Origin of the sequence: Bacillus cereus group sp. MYBK195-1, from assembly GCF_051916605.1 — a bacterium.
Lineage (GTDB): Bacteria > Bacillota > Bacilli > Bacillales > Bacillaceae_G > Bacillus_A > Bacillus_A cereus.
This window is the reverse complement of sequence record NZ_JBQAGZ010000003.1, coordinates 454,124-474,474: the sequence shown is the minus strand read 5'-3', so window position 1 is coordinate 474,474 and position 20,351 is coordinate 454,124. Positions and strand designations below refer to the sequence as shown.

The window sequence follows — 20,351 nt, the reverse complement described above, 5'->3', positions numbered from 1 at the left end:
AGAAAAAACGAGTGTAATAAGAAATTACAGGTGACTACAGTAATGACTTTGTCTTTCTTTTACAGAATCCATAGCCTGATTAATTTGTCGCTCATGAAGCATTTCAGACTCGGAAAATTTATTTTTTTGAATGGTAATGGTTAAAAAGAATACTTTAAATTTCATAAAATAATTGCCCCTTTATAAGTGTTTTAGAAAAGACGAGTGTAATAAGAAGATTGGCGTTCTTTTACTTCGTCCATAATATTTTGGATGTGTTGCTCACGTAAAATCTCTTTCTGTGAAAGTTTACGTTTTTGAATGGTGATTGTTAAAAAGAATGCTTTAAATTTCATGAATATATTACCCCTTTAAAATATATTTTTAATACATTTGAGTGTAGTATGAACTTTTAATGTCAGTTATTTTATCAGTTAGTTGTTTTAACTGTTGTTTACGATTAATTTCAGTTTCAGATAAAGTATTTTTTTGAAGTACAGTCGTAAAAAAGAAAATATGAAAAGTCATAAATGAATTCCTCCTTTCGAAAAGGAATTACAGGTGATCACAGTAAAGTGCTTGGCGCTCCTTAACATCATTCATAGCTTTTTCAATTTGCTCATTATGAAGAATTTCATCTTTGGAAATTGTATTTCTTTGAATCGTAATACTTAAAAACAATACGCTAATAGTCATTGAATGTTGCTCCTTTCTTAGAAAAATAATGTAAGAGACTAAAAAATCGCGCAAAAAAACCACAGGAAGATACAGTTCTCCTATGGCTGGGCGTGAAAAAGCCACAGGAAAGTATACGACCTCCTGTGGCGAATTTATGAATTAAATGAAATAAAGTACGATTTTCAATTCTCCATTAGGGTGGTCGAATTCATATTTAATTGTCCAGAAACCACAGGTGCAGTTAACGCTAAAGTTAATGCATGTAATTGTAATTTCATCATTTCCTTCGACCTCCTTTTAGAATATTTTTCTTACGTTAGTAATTATATACAATTAATGGATAATTGTAAACGGAAAAATTGAAAATTTTTAATTTTGATTAAAATGCGTATGTTTTAAAGGGTTTTGAGAAGATGTATTGTAATTAACGAAATATCGATAAAAATGGGGGATGCTAAATGAAATATATGCATCGTAATGTAGTTGTTATGCTAACAATTTTTTTATTTATTACTGCTTGTTCTAGCGGAGAAAGAATAAAAGAAATATGTGATGTGAAACCTAGTGACTTTAAGAAATATGCTGGAACATATGTTGGTAATAACTCAGATGTGGTTGCAATTGTTAATCATTTACCCGGTGGTGGAACAGTTCAAAGTATAAGTTTAGAAAATGAAAATATAAAAGTGAACTATGGCGCAAAAGAAAGTGGGGCTCTTACAGAAGAAATGATTGAGACGTATTGGTTTGATGAGAAGGATACGATGAAGAAGAATTTTTTCTTTAATGCTATATATTTAGTAATTTTAGTGCCAAATGCAAAAAGTTATGAGTTTCAGGTAGAGAATAAAAACTTTAAGATAACGAGGGAAGAAATGTTATCAATTTTGCATAGTATATTCGATGATTTTCCAAAAGAAAAAGATATAGGGGATAAAAATAAAGTTATAAAGTTCTTTAACGGCAATGAAGAAAAAATTAAAATGCTTGTGGAAGATAAAGATTTTCGGAAATCTTTATTTGCTAAATATCCAGTGAGCCAGTTGAAATAATGGAGGGGAGAAGATGGAGTTAGTATACAAAATTTCTTATCATAGAATGCAGGATCATTATTTACCTAAGTTAGTACAGGCAATTAGGCTCGTTAGTGAAGAAGATTTGTGGAAACAAGAGACTTCTGTTAATTCAATTGGTGGAATCGTACTACATATTTGTGAACATTTACAGAGAAATACAAGGCGTTATAAGGATCCCAATATAGTTTTTGAAAATGGAATTGAAGAATATTTTCCAATAAAACATTTAAGCTCCGAAACTTTGTTAAAAACTGTTGAAGAAATATTTGATGAGTGGGGAAAAGTATATATACAAGTATGGGAAGAAAAAAGGCATATTGAACTTCATAGTTTATTACATTTAGTGGAGCATACAAGTTATCATTTAGGGCAAATAGTAGATCGTACAAAGTCAATAAAGGGACAACAATTGAACTTTTGTCAAAATGGTATAAATGAAAAGAATTTGAGAACAAGAGTTGAAACTTCGAAATTTTAGAAAGAGAGTCATTCTTAAACGAATGATTCTCTTTTTTTGTAAAAGAAATTTATGGAAAAAAACATTTTTATGTGATATGGTTAATTACACAAGTAATGAACCTATGAACCTAAGGTGGTGAAAGTGTGAAACCTACTCTGGAGCAAAATAAATTAATATACTTACAAATTGCAGAAACGATTGAATCTGATATTTTAAAAGACATATTGCTTGAAGAAGAACAAGTTCCATCGACAAATCAATTTGCGAAGATGTTACAAATAAATCCGGCTACTGCAGCTAAAGGGGTAAATGTATTAGTGGATGAGGGGATTTTATATAAAAAGAGAGGGATCGGAATGTTTGTTGCAAAGGGAGCGAAAGAAGTCGTACTAAAAAAAAGACAAAATACTTTTATGACTGAATATTTACCTAAAGTGTGGGAAGAAGCGAAAGTACTAGAAATATCAAAAAATGAATTGATGGATATGATTCAAAAGATTACGAAGGAGGGGAAAGAGGGATGATTGCACTTGAAACGAAAGATGTAACGAAAAAATATAAAAAGAAAATAGCTGTAAATGAAGTAACGATTTCATTGGAAGAGCATAAAATATATGGTTTGCTTGGAAGGAACGGAGCAGGGAAAACGACACTATTAAATTTACTTGCAGGTCAAATTACTTCAAGTAGTGGAAGTGTATCAATATTTGGTGAAAATGTATTTGAAAATAGTAAAGCAATGCAAAATATTTGTTTTGTTAGAGTTAAAGAAGCTGCATATTTAAATGATAAAGTAAAAAATATTTTTAATTTATGTAACATGTTTTATAAAAACTGGGATCAAGAGTTTGCTGAAGAACTTGCTAGGAGATTTCAACTTAATTTGAAAGACAAATACCATAAATTATCACATGGAATGCAAACTGTAGTAGGAATTATTCAAGGATTAGCAAGTAGGGCGCCGATTACAATTTTTGATGAACCGACTACCGGTTTAGACGCAGCACATCGAGAGCTGTTTTATAGTTTACTATTAGAAGATTATGGTGAGCATCCAAGAACAATTATATTATCAACTCATTTAGTAGAAGAAGTAACCCATGTTATCGAAGATGTAATCATCATAAAAGAAGGTGCACTTGTTGTTCAATCATCAGTGGAAGATTTATTACGACAAGGTCATATTATTTCAGGGAAAAAAGATAAAGTAGGTAAGTTTTCAATTAATAAAAAAGTTATAAATCGAGAAGTTTATGGAAATAAGGGGATTTCTGTTATATGGGAAGAACTTTCTAATGAAGATTATTACTCTCTTGAAAAAGAAGGGTTATCAATTGATAGAATTACATTACAAAAACTATTTATTCATATAACTGATGGTGAAATAAAATGACGATGTTAATGAAGCAGTTGAAGTTACATATAAAATATCAGTATAAAGCCATTCTTATCTTTTGGACTGTGGCATTACTTATAAAAGGGACAATGACTGCAACTGATTTAAAGGGAATAAAGGTAGCATTTTTACATGATATTTTCAATAATTCATCAATTGTAATCGTAATGTTTATTGTGATAAGCGTGTTTCTTATTCAACTTGATATTTTTCCTACAGTCGTCTCGTTTGGTGTCACTAGGTTGCAATTTTTGATTGGTTCAATATGTTTTAATTTATTGCAATCAGCATTGTTTTCATGTCTTCAAGCTTTGTTTTTACAGGATACATTTTATAAAACAGAACATGTAAATTTAGGAGCATCTGCAATTGAACAATTCTTTGTACAATTCATATTTTATAGTACATTAGCTTGTTTATTCCAATCAACAACTATTGTTCAGAAAAGATTTAATTGGTTCGGATTGGCCTTTAGTATAATAGTTTTATTCGGATTGGCGAGTACAATGTATGCAGGGATAGGTATAAAAGAGTTGGTGTTTATTAATAGTAAAATGTTACTAGAAATACCTAATTTCATATTAGTTTCGATAGTTCTTATTTGCATATATATTGTAATTAGCGCTCTATTTATTCGTAAGGTTTCGTTTGAAGATACAATTTAAATACAATTATTTTAGGGGAGAAGGAAGAGTAAATGGGAGATACTTCTTCATTAATAACCGTTTTTTTATGCATTGCACTACTAATATTTTGGCGTCGTTATCGCTCCATGTATAAGCCAATAAAGGGATCGGGAAAACGTATTTTATGGCCATTACTATTTTTAACACCAGGTATTGTATGGATTTTAGGTCCCGTACATCCAGCTGTACTACAAGTGGCTATAGCAGCATTTATTGGGATTCTTTTCTCTGTACCACTTATAGCACTAACAAATTATGAGCGAAGAGATGATGGGAATATTTATACGAAAAAAAGTGCAGCTTTTTTAATTACTTTTATTGCACTTGTCGTTTTAAGATATGGTTCAAGACAATTTATCGTTGATTTAGATCAACAAACGATTGGTTTATTATTTTACGTTGTTGCTGTCTCGTATATTATTCCATGGAGAATTGCTTGTTATATAAAGTTTAGGAAAGTTTGGCAGGAAAATAATAATCATGCTATATGAAAACTTCTCATTTGAGAAGTTTTTTTATTTTTATAGGTAAGCAAAACAAGTTGTTGAAGGGCAGGCTGTCATAGAATATGATACATATTATAATGAGGAAAAGTTGAGGGGATAAAAATGCGTACAATTTTACTTTTTCTAAACAACATGTCCATCGATAAAATAGAGAACATTAGACATAAACATGATCCTTTATTTGGATTAATTCCACCGCATATAACAATCGTATTCCCGTTTAAGAGTAATATTTCAAATGATGAATTAAAATCTCATATTTTTAATGTATCAAAAGGGGGAGGCAAAATTGAAATTGAGTTTGCAAATCGTATCACTAGCGTAGGAAACTATTTGTTTTTAGAAGTTGATAGAGGAAGAAAACAAATAGAAGAACTACATGATAGCCTGTATACAGGACCTTTATTACAATTTTTGAAAGAAGACATTCCGTACATCCCACATGTAACAGTCGGAAGAAAAGAAAGTGCCGAATTAGCTGCTGAAGTAGTGAAGGAGATTCCTAGTTTTCATGGGAAGTTAAATTGTGTGATTGATAGAATAAGCGTGGAGCGAATTGGAGAGAATGGGGAATCAATTATTGAATTTGAAGTGCCATTTTTTAAAAGCTGACAAAAGTCAGCTTTTTATTTCGTAGCATGAAGTAATGCACCAATTGCACCGCTATTACCACCATCTTGTAAAAAGATTGGTGTTTTATTTTGATATTCGGTGTAGCTACTCATAATATGTTGAAGTTGTACGTTATTACATAAAGTCGAACCAATATAAATAATATGTTCAATGTTTTTTGTTTCAGCGAATTGAAGGCTTAATGCAGTAACGACTTCACCGACAAGTCCTTGTATAGTAGCAAGTATGTCTGAGCTATTATATTTCGATTCTGAAATAGCGGCTTTACCAAAATTGCTAGCAGTTAAGCTATTATCAATAGGTGAGAGAATACCACTATAAATATCTCCAACCGTAATATCTAGTTCTTTTCTAGATCCTACTTTTGTTAGAGGGATTACATCTTCAAAATGATCTATATTTGTTAACAATTTTGAAAGTCCCATAATAGTCCCACCGCCAACTCCGGTTCCACCAGCGCGAATATATTGTTCATTATAAACATAATGGATAGAAGTACCTGTACCGATATTGGTTAAAATAAAATTGTTTATAGTGTGTTTTTCTTCTTTTAATATGTATTGGACACCTGCAAGAGTAGATTCAAATTCGTTTAGCTCTATTATTTTATATGAAGCTGTAAGCAGATGCTGTAATAGTTTCGATTTACCACCCGTAATACATATTTGTTTTATGCCATTGTTGTTTTTAATCCAATCTATTATTTTATGTTGTTCATGCGAATAAAATTTTTCAAAAGTTAATAGCTTTTTTTCGTTAAAATAAGCTATTTTCGTTAATGTGCCTCCAGCATCGATACCGATAGTACGTTCCATTTTCCTGCTCCTAACTACGTAATATGTTTTCCTATTTACTTAATTGGTTGAGAATAGATATTTCCAACTGATATAAGGAACACTTTAATCTGCTTGATATATTAATAGTTTTTCTATAGTTACAATAGGCTGGTCGTTTACAGTTGCAATACCTTTACCAAGAATAAAACCTCGGCGATTGCGCGTTAGCTCATAATGTAAATCAAGTTTATCACCGGGATATGCTTTTCCGTGGAATTCAACTCCATCTAAAGAGGAGAGGAATCCTAGTCCTTCAGAATCACTTGTATGTACAAATGCACTAAGCTGGGCAAGTGATTCTACAATTAACATATGAGGCATATGTTTTTGACTATCATTTATAAACCATTCGTTATTTGTAATGAGTTTATATCCTGTAACGGATTCACCTTGTTTTACATTTGTTACTTTATCAATCATTAAAAATGGATAACGATGGGGAAGCGTGTCTTTAATATGCATATGAAAGTACCTCCAATTAATAATACCCCTGCTAAAGTTAAGCAGGGGAGTGGGAACTAATTTTTAACTAATTCATCTACTTTTTCAAGGACGAAAATGCCGCTATTTCTAATATTTTCAACAACTTGTTGCAAAACTTCTTTATCTTGAACGAGTGCAATACGTACGAAGCCTTCTCCATGAGGTCCAAATGCATGACCAGGTGTAACAACGACATTCGCACGATCCATTAATGCATAAGCGAAGTCTAGAGAAGTCCATCCTTGTGGAATTTCAGCCCAGACAAACATACTACCAGCTGGCTTATCGACATTCCAGCCAAATGTTCGGAATCCATCGACTAAAGTATCTCTCCGTTCTTGATAAATATCGCGGTTTTTCTCACAAAATGCAGCGCCATTTCTTAGTGCTGCAGATGCCGCTTTTTGAATTGGTAAAAATACACCGTAATCGGTATTAGATTTAAATTGAGTAAGTGCACGAATAATTTCTTCGTTTCCAATCATATATCCAATACGGCTACCTGCTAAACTATAACTTTTTGACAAAGAATTGATTTCTACACCAACTTCTTTAGCACCAGGTACAGAGAGGAAGCTAATTGGCTTATTACCATCGAAATAAAATTCAGCATAAGCAAAATCATGGACAACGATAATATTATGCTTTTTCGCGAATGCGATTACTTCTTTAAAGAAATCTTCATGAGCTATTGCTGGAACGGGATTCCCTGGGAAGTTTAAAATCATCATCTTCGCTTGATCGGCAATTTCTTCAGGGATGACTTCTAAGTCTGGTAAGAAATCATTCTCTTTCGTTAAAGGCATGTAGTAAGATGTTGCACCAGCCATTTGAATACCTGTTTCATAAGCTGTATATCCTGGATCAGGAACTAATATAATATCACCTGGATTTGCATAAACCATAGGTAAATGAACGAGCCCGTCTTGTGAACCCATTAATAATAAAACTTCTTTATCCGCATTTAATAAAACGTTATGAGTGTTGTTGTAATATTCAGTTACAGCTTCGTGAAATTCTTGAATACCGGATAATGTATACCCGTAGCTCTCTTTTTCACTCGCTGTATGTACCATTGTTTCTCTTACAAAATCAGCGGGCGGCATATCAGGATTTCCGATGCTCAAATCAATCATGTTATGACCTGCTGCAATTTTTTCTTTTTTATAGGCTCCTAATTCACTAAATATAGAAGATTGGAATGCTTTCATTCTAGTTGCTAACGTGTAAGTCATCAAAACCCCTCCTAAAAACAGTGCTTTCATTCTGCGTTTTTAATTATTCTGAAAACACATGTTTACATTTTATCATTTTTTTATGAAAATTAAAACGATTGATAAATTTAGAGGGAGGATTAGCCTATTTTGAAAAGTAACGATGTAAATAACGTAGATATATTAATTGAAATGTGTATTATATAATTCATTTTATATAACTTAAGGTATTTTCTAGTTTTTATTAAGTATATTTCTCATGTTTTGAATGAAAAAGAATACGAAAACAAGGGCTATTTTTGCGGACGATTTCTAAAGTGAAATAACGCAGAAAATATTTTCTGCGTCTCCTCTGAAATGTAATCATTTCTTTTTATATGTGCATAATTTTTCGGCTGTCAAAAAGTATACATTTAATGTACCGTCGGCAACTTTTAAAGTTTGGTCCGATGTAAATGAATTACCATAATCAATGTGATATACATTAGAATTTTTGACAAATGAGCCTTTATATAAATCGTCTTTATTCTTTGTTGTTTGCATTTCTACTAAATTTTGCACAATTTCCTCTTTATTTTCTTTTTTGACAACTGTTTCAAATTTATAATATACAGGGCATTCACCTTTTTTATTGTCAACGACTTCCCAAGAACCGTATATATCGTTATTGCTGCATCCACTAAGTAGGATGATTAGTATAGGAATTGTAAGTAGAACCTTTTTCATTTTGTGCTCCTTTCTTTTAAATTTGAATAAACGTGCGAATACGATAGGGATATTATAATAAATAAAGTTTAAATTTTTTTAAAGAATTATTTAATTTCATATAAAAATTTAGGAGAAATTAAATAAGCATGAATCTAGTGTAAAGTCAGATTCATGCTAGTACTATAGCCTATGTTATGTCTTTTTTGAGGATAAATAAAGAGGAAAGCAGAATTACTATTCCATTTAATATATATACGCTTGCGATCATAAAGGCTAACGTACCTGCATCGAATATAGAAGCAAATGTTGCGATAGTCAAAAAGATAATGGGAGTCAGTATTAAAAATATGAAACCTGCCACGATTCTTTTTTTAAAACTATGTCCAGATAAGGAAATGGCTAAAAAGTTTAGGATGCTAAACAGAGCAATTGCAAAGAGCAGGACAATAAATACTTGGATGCCATCAGACATTTTACCACTCCTTTTATAAAGAGTACTTTTTATAATCTATTCGAAATAAAAGGGGGATACTCCTTTAGGTAATTTCAATAAACGTAATAAATAGGCGTATTATAAAACAAAGAAGTATGGATTCAATATTAGATCCATACTTCTTTGTTTATTTTATAAATTCGCAGATTGTGAATGCTGTTTTTCATAATGTTTCTGCTTAGAAAGGGAAATAGAAATAATCAATAATGAAACGACTCCGAAGATGAGAACCATATATTGTAACCCAATTGTATCTAAGAAGAAGCCTGTTCCAAGTAAGACGATTTGGAACATAACCCTCTCAAACATATTACGGAATGAGAAGAGGCGACCGTGATAACTTTTTTCCACTTTCGTTTGGAAAATCGTCGACATAATAGGGAAGAAGCAGCCAACACTAAACCCAAATAAACCAAATGATGTAAGAGCCATCCATTTTATATCGCTAAAGAACAATGACAGATGTGCAAAAGCAGTACAAACTGCGAAGAAATATAGTAATTTTTCAGGTTTGAAATGATCAGATAGACGTTTAATTACGAAGGCACCTAACATAAATGCGACACCTTCAATTGTATATATGAACCCTTTAATCGTAGGATCATGTTGCATTTCGCTAATGTTAATAACCATTAAATTAAACCCAGCTATAAATAATAGAGGGATGATACTTAATATAAGTGCTGTAAAAGCAATAGGAATTCCTTTTAAAATACGAAATACTTCCATAAAGCTATTATCTTTTGCAGCTTGTTTACTTGGTGTTGTTGATTTCTTGTCTTCGAATTGTAGGAAGAAAGTCGAGAGGAATAATAAGGCGTATGCTGCCATTGAGAAGGCATACATGTACTGTAAACTCATCACAACTAAAAGAATTCCACCTAGTGAAGTACCTGCAATACGAGCGATTGTACCAACATTCATATGTACACCATTCATTTGTAATAACTCATGCTCACGTACGATGAGTGGAATTACAGATTGTAATGCAGGGAAATAAAATGCTGCTGAAATTTGAAGAGCAACCATAAATGCAATCATAAATGCGATACTTTCAAATTGAATAGCAAAAAACATGAAAATAACACTTAAAACTCGACCAAACCCAGCGTAAAGAAGAACTTTTTTCTTTTCATACTGATCGATGACACGGCCAGCCATAGGTCCAACTAGAACACCGGCTAATAGTCCGATAAATAATATAACTGATTTCATGAAATCAGAAGGGACATATTTTTGCATAAATTCAAGGTTGCCAAGAATACCAAGCCATAATCCTAGACCTGCAATAAACTCCCCAATTAAAACAATCCAAACGTTTTTATTACGCCACATAACATAAAACCTCTCCGTCTTTTAAAATGAAAAACGCGTATATAAAACCTCCTTATTTATGTAGTATTTTTATACGAACTTTTTTAGAGTCAGAGTCTATATTACGTGTTTCATAATTGGATTTCAATCTTTTTGATTTGTCAAAAATTTGATGTGTTAATTGATGAAATAAGTGAATCAAAACGTAAAAAATTTATGATTAAAGCTAATAGAAAGTAAGGGGACATATAAAAAAGCAAGAACGTATAACTACGCCTCGCTTTTCTCAAGTACAAAATTAAATATTAGATTCACTTAGCAACATTTACGCTCTTGTCCAATAGCTAAAGCGCTAAAAGATAGTGGGCCAACAACTTCTGCGCTTGCACCACTAGTAAGGTTTTCTACAGTTAATGAATATTCGTGTGTTCCACTGCTAACGTTTTGATCTATAGCTTGAAATGTTTGTACATAGAATTGTTCAGAATCTGTAGATTCAATACCTACTTGTGCATTAAAAATTTCAATATTATCACGGAAAATTCGGAATAAAACTTGTGAAGTCTCAGTTATACCTTCTATACCAATTGTAGCGATTAATTCTACTCGATTATTACGTGAATCTCTACTTGAAATTCGCAATTTCAAATTTGCTAAAATTGCTTTATTTGGAGAAGATGGGATTGCAAAAGTTGTTTCACCAGTTTTACTAATAGGTTGAGTAGCTTGGTAATCAATGATATGAGTCATATTCTTCACCTCCTCATATACTAGAATATGAAAATAGTGAATAATTAGTTTGGACAAATACTAGATTATTTAATAGAGTCAACAATAATTATTGAAAAGAAGAAATTCACATAAAAGCATTAAGAATATATCACAATAAGATGATATTTTTCTTAATGCTTTTTGTAATTAAGCAGAATATTCTTCTTTACGTACTTCAAAAAATTCATTACGTCGTAAGTAATTATAAATTTTCTCTGAAACCTCTTCTTCTTCAGACACTAAGAAACGATGATCAAAAGCGTAGAAAGATTGACCTTTAATTAATTTTACGTAATACATATTAAACGCCTCCTGACACTAGATTATTACTTGCTTCATATTATGATGGCCTATATGTCTGCTAAAAATACTTGGAGTTTCAAAGGGGATAAGTAAAGGGATGAAAGAGCTTACAATTCTGTAAGGTTTATGTCACCTTTTTCGATAGTTTGTATTTACCAGTTTCTTCTATAATGCAAATAGGTTACATAAAATAAGGGGGTAAAAAGATGGATGAAATAATTGGAGAAGTTGTAGCTGGTATTTGTGAATTTGTAGTGGAAGTAACAGCGGATGCTATAGGAAATTTAGTTTCTGGAAATGATGAGGAAAAAGAAACATTATAATAATTTGTAAAAGAATAAAGTTGATCAAATTATAAAGGCTGATTTCTAAAGAGAAATCAGCTTTTTTATTTTTTACATTATATTAACTTAATTTGAATATTCATTTGTTATCATATTTAAGAAGCCTATATAAGGAGGTGAATAAACAAATATGTCGAATTCAGGGCCTGATTTATCTGTTTCTCGTTTGATTGTGGTAAATATAGAAGAAAAAGAATATCATTTTATTGTTCGTGAACATCCGATTGTAGGGAAATTTATATCGCTATTTGAAAATGGGAAAGAATACGGTTTAATAGATAAACAAATCGCTAATAAAGATAAATTTATTACATCGGAGCTTACTAAGTTAGATTATTTTAATATAGATGTTTTATATCTTACACCTGGGTGGATATGGATTGGTATGGATCAATTTGGTTTACATGCTCGTGAGGCTACTTATAACGAAGTAGATGTTATTATGAAGTTGAAAGAGGATTTATATTATATAGATATATACGAAGAAATAAAAATGTAGTAAATATTTATTCAGGTTAGGGGGGAAGTTCCCATAGCCTTTTTTTGTTTAATAATAAAATGCAAAATTATATTATTTTAATGAAAGGTAATATGATAAGAAGTGAGATGAAAAGAGGATTTGAAAATACATTAAGAGAATTGTAATAATTATATGAGTCGTATATGTAAATAACAATAGAAAGAAGATGCTAATATGAGTAAAGAAGAGCTTGTGAAAAAACAGTTTGGCAGCAATGCAGATAAATATGTAAATAGTAAAATACATGCTAAAGGACTGGATTTACAATATGTAGTTCAACAAGTTGAGTCTCGTCATAATAATCGTCTTCTTGATGTTGCTACTGGTGGCGGGCATGTGGCAAATATGTTAGCACCTATGTTTGAAGAAGTAGTTGCACTTGATTTAACAGAACAGATGTTAGAAAAAGCAAAAGTTTTTATAAAGCAGAATGGTCATGAAAATGTATCTTTTGTAGCAGGGAATGCAGAGAATTTACCATTTGCAGACCATTTTTTTGATACAATTACATGCCGGATTGCAGCCCATCATTTTACGAGTCCGGCTCAATTTATTTATGAAGTAAATCGTACGTTGGAGGATAATGGATTATTCATCTTAATAGATAATGTTTCGCCAGAAAATAATGAATATGATACATTTTATAATTTTATAGAAAAAAAGCGTGACCCAAGTCATGAACGAGCTCTAAAAAAGACAGAATGGCTTACTTTATTAGAAAAAAACGGTTTGCAAATGCAGTCATGTCTTACTTTTGATAAGAAGTTTGATTTTGACTGGTGGTGTAATATGATGGATGTCCCTTTACAAAAGCGTGAAAAATTAACAGAATGTATGATGAAAGCACCAAACGAAATGAAGGGATATTTTAATATTCAATTTAAAAATAATAAAGTAGAATCGTTCTATACTGAAATGGCTATGTTTATATGTAAAAAAAGTACAACGTTAAAAAGATAAATGTGTTGCAGTCTTTCTGAAGTACGATATACTTAGTACAGAGAAACTGAGAATTGAGGAATAGTTATAATGATTCGTGTACGCATTGAAGGTACTGAGGAAGAAATGCTTGAATTTATGGGGAAAATGCCAGACATTCCTGGATTTGAAAAGACACATATGAGAGAGCCGAGAAAAGGAAATAACCCGAAATACGATTCAAGTAAAAATGTACTTGCATATTTGTCTTATAAAAAGATTGAAGTCGCCAATAAATAGGCGGCTTTTTTAGTTTGCGCTGTTTCACCGCCTTGTCTTTTTTACATAATAATAATAGTAGATTATGCTCAAGAGGGGTGAGAATAGTTAATAAGAAAATTATCTTTTTTGGAGACTTTGGTATTGATGACGCCGTAGCGTTAATTTATGCAAATAAAACATGTAAATTAGATATTCTAGGTATTGTTGCTGAGTACGGGAATGTATCACGAGATATCGTTACGGAAAATGTTTATTTTTTAGAAAGGTACTATGCTACACAAGTGAAAATTATTGAAGGTGCGAGTAGACCGATGACAGCTGAAGAGCCTTTGTTTTTCCCTGAAATCCACGGGGATCACGGTTTAGGTCCTATTATTCCACCTGAGATGAGAATTTGTAAACGAGAAAATTTTTGTGAATTAATCAAATTAATCGAACCTTGTCCAGAAGATATTATAATTGTGGCGACAGGGAGACTAACGACGCTTGCTACGTTATTTTTATTGTATCCAAATATAATGGATCGTATTTGTTCGTATTATATAATGGGCGGCGCTTTCCTATTTCCAGGTAATGTTACACCAGTATCTGAAGCGAATTTTTATGGTGATCCAATTGCAGCAAATATTGTTATGAAATATGCGAAAAACGCTAGCATATACCCGTTAAATGTAACACAGGGCGCGCTTATAACACCTGAAATGGCCAATATAATAGATAAACAAGGAACTGGACAGGCGAAACTCATTAAACCAATGATTGATTTTTATTATGAGAACTTTTATAAAAAAGAATATCCGGGTATTGGTGGAAGTCCTATACACGATTTACTACCGTTTATCTCGTTTATAAATGACAGTATTTTCGAATATAAAAAATCGGCAGTGTGGATTAGTACGACAAATGATGTGACTAGGGGCCAAAGTGTAGCAGACTTTAGAAAAATAGCTGAGCCAACAAGGTTTGATGATCGGCCGATTCAAAGAATTGCTGTTGGTTTTAACTATGCAGCTTTTAAAGAAGAGTTTATGCGAACAATATTGAAGCCAGATTGTCCTTAATGTGTGTAATAACAAGTCGGATAAATCGTTAGTTCAAAAAAAGGTTTAATCTGTGTGTATTATTCTCAAAAATCTTAAAGTTGAACAACATGAATAACTTATGAAAAATGTCACATAACTAATGGTAAGCAATTGTTTCTAATTATATTTTGATTGGTGAAATGTAAAGGAGGTTATTATATGATTTGGTCTTTAATCGTCGGTGGTATATTAGGATGGCTTGCGAGCTTAATTACTGGAAAAGACGTACCTGGTGGTGTAATTGGTAATATTATTGCTGGTATTATCGGTTCTTGGGTTGGTTCGAAATTACTTGGTAGTTTTGGTCCAGTCATTGGCGGATATGCAATTATTCCAGCTTTAATCGGTGCGATCATTTTAATTTTCATCGTAAGCTTCTTATTACGAGCAATGCGAAAATGAATGTAAGGACTGTTTACATTTGTAAGCAGTCCTTTTTATATGTTATGCTAGTATTATACAATCAGGAGGTGTCAGCATTGAAAACATTCACAGTAAATTTCCATCAAGAAGATAATGCTAAAGCGACAACAGTACATAAATTAAGTGAAGAGGACTTTAACAAAGCAACAGAAAAAGGCACTCGTCATCTATTTGATTTAGATACAAACGTTGGATTCTTCGTATTCTTTGATGCAGAAGATGCAGAAGGAAACGATCAATACTTAATGTTACAATACGAAGGTGATCATGAAGAGCCAACTGCGTGCTACGGATTTGATTTAAAACTATACTATCAATTTTTAGCACTGTACTTAAACGATCTTGAGTTCCAAGGTGAAACAGATGAGGAAGAGGAAGAATACGGTCCAATTCATCATTTAGCGCATTTACTTTATCATATTGTTGAAGATGGTAAATCAATCGAAGTGTAATATACATATTTGAAGCTGCCCTTTTTGGGCAGCTTTTTTATATGACATTCGAATGGTGTACTGTGAGCTAAATAAAGTGAAACTTTAATCAGTGGGGTGTTCATCCCCACTGATTATCAGCCCTCACCAATCGGGCTTTTACGGACAGCAGGGCCCCCACCTAACTTCTTTGTTTCCGCTGAATTTTGAGGTGGGGATCTTACTGCCCGGCAAATAGCGGGATAAATTAATAATAGAAATTTATTTATTACTTTCATGTTAGCATCGTAAAACACCTGTTATAATGATTGTAATTAAATTCATGGAGGCTAATTTTATGCTTGTAGATGTAAAAGCTTTTATTAAAGCTGCAGTTTTAACATGTATTTCATCATTAAGTGGAGATAACACGTTTGCTTATAATTTTGAAACTGTAAAAAATACTATCGCTACATTTTTTAAGAAGCTAAGATTTACCGTATAATTTTATTTTAACCAGTAGGAAAAGAGTAATCACTTCCTACTGGTTTTTTTCTGTTTCAAGGAGCTGTTGTGAGAGCATGTTTTAAGTTATAGATAGAGGATATTATCATTGAGAAGAGAAGGTTTAAATAAGGAGATGAAAATGGTTTCGTTTATCAGGAGGTAGTTACTTCGGATATAACAGACTTGGTTACTTTTTAGAAACAGCTTTTGTAATATATTTTGTACAAGCTTTTGGAGAGAGTGAAGCACTGACTTTTTTGGAACAAACATAATTTGAAAAGTAGTGTAATGGGTTGGTTAACGAAATGAATAAGATGCAATAGGGGGTAAAGATGATGAAAATATATTTAAAAATAGTTATGTTATTTTTGGTGTTTACATGTATGTTTGCGCTAGCCGCATGTAAAGAGACAGACGAAAAAAAGGAAACAAATCCAACCTCGGAAAATAATAAAAATGAACAAAGTAATTTTTCAGAAGAACAGAAAAATCCTGAAGCAAAACCAAGCAATGAAAAAACAACAAAACCATCGCCTGACCCAGATTCGAAAAATAGAACACTTAATCAAAAATCAATTAACCACGTTAAAGATTTGTTTGAACTCGCAAAAGAAGGAAAAGTACCTAATGTACCATTTGGAGCCCATACAGGGGATATTGAAGAAATTGAAAAAGCGTGGGGGAAAGCAAATAAAACCGAATATGCAGGGAACGGAATGTACGCAACTTTTACAAATAAAAATATTGTTTTCGGATTTAATAAAGGGTCACAAGTTTTTGATGTACGCTCATATCATGCAGAACTAAAATTGATTACATTACAAGAAATTGAAAAAGCATTAGGAAAACCATCTTCAGTTAAAGAGAATGGTGAAGATAAAATATATGTATACAAAGTAAATAACCAGTATGAGCTGAAATTTGTCATTCCAAAATCGACTGGTAAGGTAGATCATATTTCTGTATTTTCACCAGAGGATAGTATTAATAAAATGGCAGGATAAGAAATTAAGTGATTTCAAAAACACCTCACTTTCCTTAAATGAGGTGTTTTTAGTTGTAAATAAGGAACGTCTCCTGCCATATAAAACATACTTTCATACGCGAAATACTTCACTTTTGTTTTTTAATATTCATCCAATAAGAAATATTGATCTACTGAAAAAGTAGTAACCTATAAATTATGTGTAGGCTGGTTCGTGATTTTTTTACGTTCTAAATTTTGAACAAACAGTGCTTGAACAATACCTCCAATTAATAAGAAACTAGCACAAATATAAAACAGCATACTTCCATTTAACTTACTTAATAAAACTGCACCAATAACTGGTCCGCACGTTCGAGATATATCCCAGTGTATACCGTAAATTGAAAAATATAAACCACGTTTATTGTGAGGTGCAATTTCTGAAACGAATCGTAATAAGTGGTTTAGAGCAATACTTTCTCCAATGACTAAAAAGAGTAAGGTGAAGAATAACGACAATATCGTCGTTGAATAACTAAAGCCAACTGCAGCTATTGTATAGCAGGCGTAAGAAATAAGGATGATTTTCGCCATAGAAAATCGTTCAGACCATTTTACGAGGAAGATTTGTAGTATGATTTCCAAAATGGCTTTGCATGTTGAAATAAATGCGAGTATGAATACGAGATTAGGAAATACATGTTCTGCAAAAATACGATAATTCGTCTCAGTTTGTGCATAAAAAAAGCTAATAGGGAGTGTAGAAACCATAAGACCGAATATAGCATAATGTTTAAAAATAAATTGCTTTGGTGAACTTGCCTCAACTGTTTGTTTCGACTTACTCATAGGTGGAACGGTTTCTGGGAGCTGGGTCCAAACAACAACGGCATATATCGTAAGGGTTACACTTTGCACGATAAATAAATATTCTGGGTGAGTATTATAAAAACATGCACCGATTAAAGGGCCGACTACGGATCCAATTGCTCCCATCGTTTGTAGGAGAGCAAAAATTTCTGCTTGCTGCTCTTGTTTTGTTAAATCAGCAATTTGTGCACGCTGAGCTGGAATGTATAAGGAACGGCCAATACCATTAATGACATATAACAGTGCAAATATAAAAACAGATTGAGCGAAAACGAAACTGCCGATTGCAACACCTTGTAGTAATAATCCGAGTAACATAATCTTTTTTCGGCCATATTTATCAGTAATTCCTCCAGCAATAAGCGTAAATAAAATGTCTGAAAGTGGCTGTAATCCGAAAATTAGCATAGTTATTATTACATTGCCGTTTAACATTTTATTGACGTAAATAATCATAATGAGAGCTAACATAGATTCAGTCGTTCGGGTTAATAATTCACCACACAATCTAATAAAAATAGGTTTATTGTAACGAAGTAAGAGATAATTCAATATTAATTCCTCCTTTCTATATTGAAATGATAAGATGAAAGGAGAGTTGGAAAAAGGGTAGAGACTATAGGGAGGATTTTTCACCTTTTAGGGGGAGTATGATGTTTATTTTAGATCAATACATTGAACTATGGATTGCTTATGGAAAAGAAAAAAAAGAGGGAGAACGATTGGAAGTAACAGTGCAAAATATATCTGGTACATTATTTTGTACAGAGCGCAATAGTAAGTTAATTATAAAAAAATTAGATGAGTTAAATTGGATCAAGTGGTTTCCAGGTCGCGGCAGAGGAAATCGGTCTAAGTTAATATTTCAAAAGCACCCGATATCTTTAATTTTAGATAGAGGAAAAGAAATAACGAAAAAAGGGGATGTGAAAAGCGGAAGTATATTTGTGGAACGCTATAGCTCACATTTTCCATCAGTAAAGGGAGAATATCATTCCTGGGTGGATTCAATATTTGGTCATAAGGTTGAAATGACATCTGAAGGGAGAAGAGATGTACTCCGGTTGCAAGTACAAATGAATTTAGATATCACATTAGATCCTGTATACGCTACAATGCGCTCAGAATGCCATATGGTAAAACATATATTCGACACACTCGTGTATGTAGACGGTAATACAAACATTATAGAGCCAAGACTTGCATTTCACTGGGAATATAATGACGCTGAAAAAATATGGACGTTTTACTTACGAAAAGGAGTTCACTTTCATAATGGAAAACAACTTACTGCACATGATGTTATATACTCGTTGAATCGATTTATGAAGCTGGAAAATAATGCACACGCATGGATGTTACAACACGTTGAAAGTATCCGTTCAGTGGATGACTACGTTTTCGAAATTCAATTACATACAGAAAATCGAATGTTTTTACATATGCTAAGTGCAGAACAGTGTTCTATCGTGAATGAAGATGAAGCAGGAGGGCTAATTGGAACCGGGCCTTTTCAATTATATAAAAGTAATGAAAATCTGTTCATTTTAGAAGGACATCCTTTATATTTCCGTGAAAGACCTTTTTTAGATCGTGTTGAGTTGTGGAATGTAGAACAAGGTGTAGGTACATACGATGTTTTAGTAAAGGCGCAGTATAAAGATAAAGAAAAACATAATAAAGAATTGTCTCGGCTTGAGTCGAACGTGACATATATAACATGTAATCTTACGAAAGAAGGACCAATGCAAGATGAGTTATTTCGGAAAGCGTTATATAACATCATTCATGGTTATACAATCGTTCAAGAACTCGGCGGAGAACGTGGAGAAGTGGCAAAAAAACTAATATTAGCAGGTGAAAGCATTGTAGAGATTGAGGAAGATGTAGAAAGTTTAATTAAAAGGAGTACTTATCATAATGAAGTGCTACAACTCTACACATTTACAGGACGAGATCATGTTGAAGATGCACAGTGGATACAAAAAGAGTGTGCGAAATATGGGATTCGTGTAGAAAATAATTTTCTTGATATAGAAGAGCTATTGGAAGTAAGTACGATACAAAAGGCCGATATGATGCATGATAGTGCCACAATTAGTGAACGAATAGAAGATAGTCTATTATATATGTTTCTTACAAAAAATAGTTTTATTCATGGACAAAGCAGCATGGACTTTCATGAAAAGTTGTCTCCTTATTTTAGACAAGAAGAATTAGAGAAAAGAGTTACACTGTTACGTGATATCGAGGATACTTTGTTACGTCAAATTCATATTATTCCTTTATATCGTAATAAACAAGAGGTAAGTACACATGAAAAAGTTCAAAATATAATGATTAATTCACAAGGTTGGATTGATTTTTATAATATTTGGTTTAAGTCTTGATATATAAGGGCTTTTGCACATTTTCATAAGGTGTGTAAGAGCCTTTTTTATATGTAGGAATAGGTTTGTTTTACACATTGTTACGCTACTTGTGATAAAAGT

Annotated in this window: 29 protein-coding genes and 1 pseudogene; 17 read left to right on the top strand and 13 right to left on the bottom strand. The window is 32.3% G+C overall.

Going from position 1 to position 20,351, the window contains the following annotated elements; translation table 11 throughout:
• Window positions 1-24: 24 nt before the first annotated feature.
• The 4 genes from ACTFRY_RS18290 to ACTFRY_RS18275 are packed head-to-tail and all read right to left on the bottom strand — an operon-like array spanning window position 25 to window position 675.
• Window positions 25-165: a YrzI family small protein gene (locus tag ACTFRY_RS18290; protein ID WP_000669805.1), complete on the bottom strand. Its 141-nt coding sequence runs from the start codon at window positions 163-165 to the stop codon at window positions 25-27.
• A 26-nt stretch (window positions 166-191) separates the two neighbouring features.
• A complete protein-coding gene (locus ACTFRY_RS18285; RefSeq protein WP_000668963.1) occupies window positions 192-335 on the bottom strand; it encodes a YrzI family small protein in 144 nt (47 codons plus the stop codon).
• A 28-nt stretch (window positions 336-363) separates the two neighbouring features.
• Window positions 364-507 carry a YrzI family small protein gene (locus ACTFRY_RS18280; protein WP_000142729.1) on the bottom strand — a complete coding sequence of 48 codons (144 nt, stop codon included), beginning with the start codon at window positions 505-507 and terminating at the stop codon, window positions 364-366.
• Window positions 508-534: 27 nt separating this feature from the next.
• Window positions 535-675 carry a YrzI family small protein gene (locus ACTFRY_RS18275; RefSeq protein WP_000156193.1) on the bottom strand — a complete coding sequence of 47 codons (141 nt, stop codon included), beginning with the start codon at window positions 673-675 and terminating at the stop codon, window positions 535-537.
• Between the two features lie 440 nt (window positions 676-1,115).
• On the opposite strand from ACTFRY_RS18275, the gene ACTFRY_RS18270 reads away from it, so the two are divergent.
• From ACTFRY_RS18270 to ACTFRY_RS18240, 7 genes are all read left to right on the top strand, one after another.
• Window positions 1,116-1,709 carry a DUF4825 domain-containing protein gene (locus ACTFRY_RS18270; RefSeq protein ID WP_098616660.1) on the top strand — a complete coding sequence of 198 codons (594 nt, stop codon included), beginning with the start codon at window positions 1,116-1,118 and terminating at the stop codon, window positions 1,707-1,709.
• A 13-nt stretch (window positions 1,710-1,722) separates the two neighbouring features.
• Window positions 1,723-2,211 carry a DinB family protein gene (locus ACTFRY_RS18265; RefSeq protein WP_098616659.1) on the top strand — a complete coding sequence of 163 codons (489 nt, stop codon included), beginning with the start codon at window positions 1,723-1,725 and terminating at the stop codon, window positions 2,209-2,211.
• Between the two features lie 125 nt (window positions 2,212-2,336).
• On the top strand, window positions 2,337-2,717 hold the full coding sequence (locus tag ACTFRY_RS18260; protein WP_000805199.1) for a GntR family transcriptional regulator: 381 nt from the start codon (window positions 2,337-2,339) through the stop codon (window positions 2,715-2,717).
• The gene (locus ACTFRY_RS18255) at window positions 2,714-3,586 is read left to right on the top strand and encodes an ABC transporter ATP-binding protein (protein WP_098616658.1); all 873 of its coding nucleotides are present in this window, start codon (window positions 2,714-2,716) and stop codon (window positions 3,584-3,586) included. The genes ACTFRY_RS18260 and ACTFRY_RS18255 overlap by 4 nt, the downstream gene beginning before the upstream one ends.
• Window positions 3,583-4,254, top strand: coding sequence for a DUF4052 family protein (locus ACTFRY_RS18250; protein ID WP_000178179.1), 672 nt, complete (start codon window positions 3,583-3,585; stop codon window positions 4,252-4,254). Before ACTFRY_RS18255 ends, ACTFRY_RS18250 begins: the two co-directional genes overlap by 4 nt.
• Window positions 4,255-4,286: 32 nt before the next feature.
• On the top strand, window positions 4,287-4,766 hold the full coding sequence (locus ACTFRY_RS18245) for a CcdC family protein (RefSeq protein WP_098616657.1): 480 nt from the start codon (window positions 4,287-4,289) through the stop codon (window positions 4,764-4,766).
• A gap of 117 nt (window positions 4,767-4,883) precedes the next feature.
• Window positions 4,884-5,393, top strand: coding sequence for a 2'-5' RNA ligase family protein (locus ACTFRY_RS18240; protein ID WP_001259207.1), 510 nt, complete (start codon window positions 4,884-4,886; stop codon window positions 5,391-5,393).
• Between the two features lie 14 nt (window positions 5,394-5,407).
• On the opposite strand, the gene coaW is transcribed toward ACTFRY_RS18240, so the two are convergent.
• From coaW to ACTFRY_RS18200, 8 genes are all read right to left on the bottom strand, one after another.
• Window positions 5,408-6,229, bottom strand: coding sequence for a type II pantothenate kinase (gene coaW, locus ACTFRY_RS18235; protein ID WP_000442489.1), 822 nt, complete (start codon window positions 6,227-6,229; stop codon window positions 5,408-5,410).
• An 84-nt stretch (window positions 6,230-6,313) separates the two neighbouring features.
• Window positions 6,314-6,712, bottom strand: a complete 399-nt coding sequence (locus tag ACTFRY_RS18230; RefSeq protein ID WP_000547659.1) for a 3-hydroxyacyl-ACP dehydratase FabZ family protein — start codon at window positions 6,710-6,712, stop codon at window positions 6,314-6,316.
• Window positions 6,713-6,768: 56 nt separating this feature from the next.
• Complete coding sequence (locus ACTFRY_RS18225; protein WP_044797262.1) at window positions 6,769-7,968, bottom strand: LL-diaminopimelate aminotransferase; 1,200 nt, start codon at window positions 7,966-7,968, stop codon at window positions 6,769-6,771.
• Between the two features lie 342 nt (window positions 7,969-8,310).
• A complete protein-coding gene (locus ACTFRY_RS18220) occupies window positions 8,311-8,673 on the bottom strand; it encodes a hypothetical protein (protein WP_000757017.1) in 363 nt (120 codons plus the stop codon).
• A gap of 169 nt (window positions 8,674-8,842) precedes the next feature.
• On the bottom strand, window positions 8,843-9,127 hold the full coding sequence (locus ACTFRY_RS18215) for a hypothetical protein (protein ID WP_016118090.1): 285 nt from the start codon (window positions 9,125-9,127) through the stop codon (window positions 8,843-8,845).
• A 153-nt stretch (window positions 9,128-9,280) separates the two neighbouring features.
• Window positions 9,281-10,483 (bottom strand): MFS transporter, encoded by a 1,203-nt coding sequence (locus ACTFRY_RS18210; RefSeq protein WP_000269261.1) that lies wholly within the window; start codon window positions 10,481-10,483, stop codon window positions 9,281-9,283.
• A 294-nt stretch (window positions 10,484-10,777) separates the two neighbouring features.
• Window positions 10,778-11,212 carry an exosporium protein ExsC gene (gene exsC, locus ACTFRY_RS18205; RefSeq protein ID WP_000148806.1) on the bottom strand — a complete coding sequence of 145 codons (435 nt, stop codon included), beginning with the start codon at window positions 11,210-11,212 and terminating at the stop codon, window positions 10,778-10,780.
• Between the two features lie 168 nt (window positions 11,213-11,380).
• Window positions 11,381-11,533 (bottom strand): YqbF domain-containing protein, encoded by a 153-nt coding sequence (locus tag ACTFRY_RS18200; protein ID WP_000291905.1) that lies wholly within the window; start codon window positions 11,531-11,533, stop codon window positions 11,381-11,383.
• A 477-nt stretch (window positions 11,534-12,010) separates the two neighbouring features.
• Here ACTFRY_RS18200 and ACTFRY_RS18195 point away from each other — a divergent pair, with 477 nt between their 5' ends.
• The 9 genes and pseudogenes from ACTFRY_RS18195 to ACTFRY_RS18155 all read left to right on the top strand — a co-directional run bounded on the left by ACTFRY_RS18195 (window position 12,011) and on the right by ACTFRY_RS18155 (window position 17,026).
• The gene (locus ACTFRY_RS18195) at window positions 12,011-12,379 is read left to right on the top strand and encodes a hypothetical protein (RefSeq protein ID WP_000071478.1); all 369 of its coding nucleotides are present in this window, start codon (window positions 12,011-12,013) and stop codon (window positions 12,377-12,379) included.
• 195 nt (window positions 12,380-12,574) lie between these two features.
• Window positions 12,575-13,360: a class I SAM-dependent methyltransferase gene (locus tag ACTFRY_RS18190; RefSeq protein WP_000031305.1), complete on the top strand. Its 786-nt coding sequence runs from the start codon at window positions 12,575-12,577 to the stop codon at window positions 13,358-13,360.
• A 69-nt stretch (window positions 13,361-13,429) separates the two neighbouring features.
• Entirely contained in the window at window positions 13,430-13,618 is a 189-nt protein-coding gene (locus ACTFRY_RS18185; RefSeq protein ID WP_000621885.1) for a DUF3970 family protein, read from the top strand.
• Window positions 13,619-13,695: 77 nt separating this feature from the next.
• Window positions 13,696-14,661 carry a nucleoside hydrolase gene (locus ACTFRY_RS18180; RefSeq protein ID WP_001223681.1) on the top strand — a complete coding sequence of 322 codons (966 nt, stop codon included), beginning with the start codon at window positions 13,696-13,698 and terminating at the stop codon, window positions 14,659-14,661.
• 180 nt (window positions 14,662-14,841) lie between these two features.
• On the top strand, window positions 14,842-15,084 hold the full coding sequence (locus ACTFRY_RS18175) for a GlsB/YeaQ/YmgE family stress response membrane protein (protein ID WP_000638306.1): 243 nt from the start codon (window positions 14,842-14,844) through the stop codon (window positions 15,082-15,084).
• 77 nt (window positions 15,085-15,161) lie between these two features.
• The gene (locus ACTFRY_RS18170; RefSeq protein ID WP_000847587.1) at window positions 15,162-15,557 is read left to right on the top strand and encodes a hypothetical protein; all 396 of its coding nucleotides are present in this window, start codon (window positions 15,162-15,164) and stop codon (window positions 15,555-15,557) included.
• A 316-nt stretch (window positions 15,558-15,873) separates the two neighbouring features.
• Window positions 15,874-16,020: a hypothetical protein gene (locus tag ACTFRY_RS18165; RefSeq protein ID WP_000959554.1), complete on the top strand. Its 147-nt coding sequence runs from the start codon at window positions 15,874-15,876 to the stop codon at window positions 16,018-16,020.
• A 139-nt stretch (window positions 16,021-16,159) separates the two neighbouring features.
• Window positions 16,160-16,331 (top strand): annotated as a pseudogene (locus tag ACTFRY_RS18160) (aminopeptidase); the annotation flags it as partial.
• Window positions 16,332-16,354: 23 nt separating this feature from the next.
• A complete protein-coding gene (locus ACTFRY_RS18155) occupies window positions 16,355-17,026 on the top strand; it encodes a YjgB family protein (protein ID WP_001987496.1) in 672 nt (223 codons plus the stop codon).
• A 170-nt stretch (window positions 17,027-17,196) separates the two neighbouring features.
• Here the strand turns inward: ACTFRY_RS18155 and ACTFRY_RS18150 are convergent, their stop codons facing one another.
• The gene (locus tag ACTFRY_RS18150) at window positions 17,197-18,411 is read right to left on the bottom strand and encodes an MDR family MFS transporter (RefSeq protein ID WP_001108458.1); all 1,215 of its coding nucleotides are present in this window, start codon (window positions 18,409-18,411) and stop codon (window positions 17,197-17,199) included.
• A 101-nt stretch (window positions 18,412-18,512) separates the two neighbouring features.
• On the opposite strand from ACTFRY_RS18150, the gene ACTFRY_RS18145 reads away from it, so the two are divergent.
• Complete coding sequence (locus ACTFRY_RS18145) at window positions 18,513-20,249, top strand: SgrR family transcriptional regulator (RefSeq protein WP_098616656.1); 1,737 nt, start codon at window positions 18,513-18,515, stop codon at window positions 20,247-20,249.
• Window positions 20,250-20,351: the final 102 nt, after the last annotated feature.

Coding starts and splice junctions, on each gene's coding strand:
- ACTFRY_RS18225 (WP_044797262.1), bottom strand. CDS start 7,968: ATGACTTACACGTTAGCAACTAGAATGAAAGCATTCCAATCTTCTATA.
- ACTFRY_RS18270 (WP_098616660.1), top strand. CDS start 1,116: ATGAAATATATGCATCGTAATGTAGTTGTTATGCTAACAATTTTTTTA.
- ACTFRY_RS18240 (WP_001259207.1), top strand. CDS start 4,884: ATGCGTACAATTTTACTTTTTCTAAACAACATGTCCATCGATAAAATA.
- ACTFRY_RS18220 (WP_000757017.1), bottom strand. CDS start 8,673: ATGAAAAAGGTTCTACTTACAATTCCTATACTAATCATCCTACTTAGT.
- coaW (WP_000442489.1), bottom strand. CDS start 6,229: ATGGAACGTACTATCGGTATCGATGCTGGAGGCACATTAACGAAAATA.
- ACTFRY_RS18265 (WP_098616659.1), top strand. CDS start 1,723: ATGGAGTTAGTATACAAAATTTCTTATCATAGAATGCAGGATCATTAT.
- ACTFRY_RS18210 (WP_000269261.1), bottom strand. CDS start 10,483: ATGTGGCGTAATAAAAACGTTTGGATTGTTTTAATTGGGGAGTTTATT.
- ACTFRY_RS18250 (WP_000178179.1), top strand. CDS start 3,583: ATGACGATGTTAATGAAGCAGTTGAAGTTACATATAAAATATCAGTAT.
- ACTFRY_RS18285 (WP_000668963.1), bottom strand. CDS start 335: ATGAAATTTAAAGCATTCTTTTTAACAATCACCATTCAAAAACGTAAA.
- ACTFRY_RS18145 (WP_098616656.1), top strand. CDS start 18,513: ATGTTTATTTTAGATCAATACATTGAACTATGGATTGCTTATGGAAAA.
- ACTFRY_RS18155 (WP_001987496.1), top strand. CDS start 16,355: ATGATGAAAATATATTTAAAAATAGTTATGTTATTTTTGGTGTTTACA.
- ACTFRY_RS18230 (WP_000547659.1), bottom strand. CDS start 6,712: ATGCATATTAAAGACACGCTTCCCCATCGTTATCCATTTTTAATGATT.
- ACTFRY_RS18195 (WP_000071478.1), top strand. CDS start 12,011: ATGTCGAATTCAGGGCCTGATTTATCTGTTTCTCGTTTGATTGTGGTA.
- ACTFRY_RS18165 (WP_000959554.1), top strand. CDS start 15,874: ATGCTTGTAGATGTAAAAGCTTTTATTAAAGCTGCAGTTTTAACATGT.
- ACTFRY_RS18280 (WP_000142729.1), bottom strand. CDS start 507: ATGACTTTTCATATTTTCTTTTTTACGACTGTACTTCAAAAAAATACT.
- ACTFRY_RS18245 (WP_098616657.1), top strand. CDS start 4,287: ATGGGAGATACTTCTTCATTAATAACCGTTTTTTTATGCATTGCACTA.
- ACTFRY_RS18275 (WP_000156193.1), bottom strand. CDS start 675: ATGACTATTAGCGTATTGTTTTTAAGTATTACGATTCAAAGAAATACA.
- exsC (WP_000148806.1), bottom strand. CDS start 11,212: ATGACTCATATCATTGATTACCAAGCTACTCAACCTATTAGTAAAACT.
- ACTFRY_RS18290 (WP_000669805.1), bottom strand. CDS start 165: ATGAAATTTAAAGTATTCTTTTTAACCATTACCATTCAAAAAAATAAA.
- ACTFRY_RS18175 (WP_000638306.1), top strand. CDS start 14,842: ATGATTTGGTCTTTAATCGTCGGTGGTATATTAGGATGGCTTGCGAGC.
- ACTFRY_RS18190 (WP_000031305.1), top strand. CDS start 12,575: ATGAGTAAAGAAGAGCTTGTGAAAAAACAGTTTGGCAGCAATGCAGAT.
- ACTFRY_RS18200 (WP_000291905.1), bottom strand. CDS start 11,533: ATGTATTACGTAAAATTAATTAAAGGTCAATCTTTCTACGCTTTTGAT.
- ACTFRY_RS18185 (WP_000621885.1), top strand. CDS start 13,430: ATGATTCGTGTACGCATTGAAGGTACTGAGGAAGAAATGCTTGAATTT.
- ACTFRY_RS18255 (WP_098616658.1), top strand. CDS start 2,714: ATGATTGCACTTGAAACGAAAGATGTAACGAAAAAATATAAAAAGAAA.
- ACTFRY_RS18215 (WP_016118090.1), bottom strand. CDS start 9,127: ATGTCTGATGGCATCCAAGTATTTATTGTCCTGCTCTTTGCAATTGCT.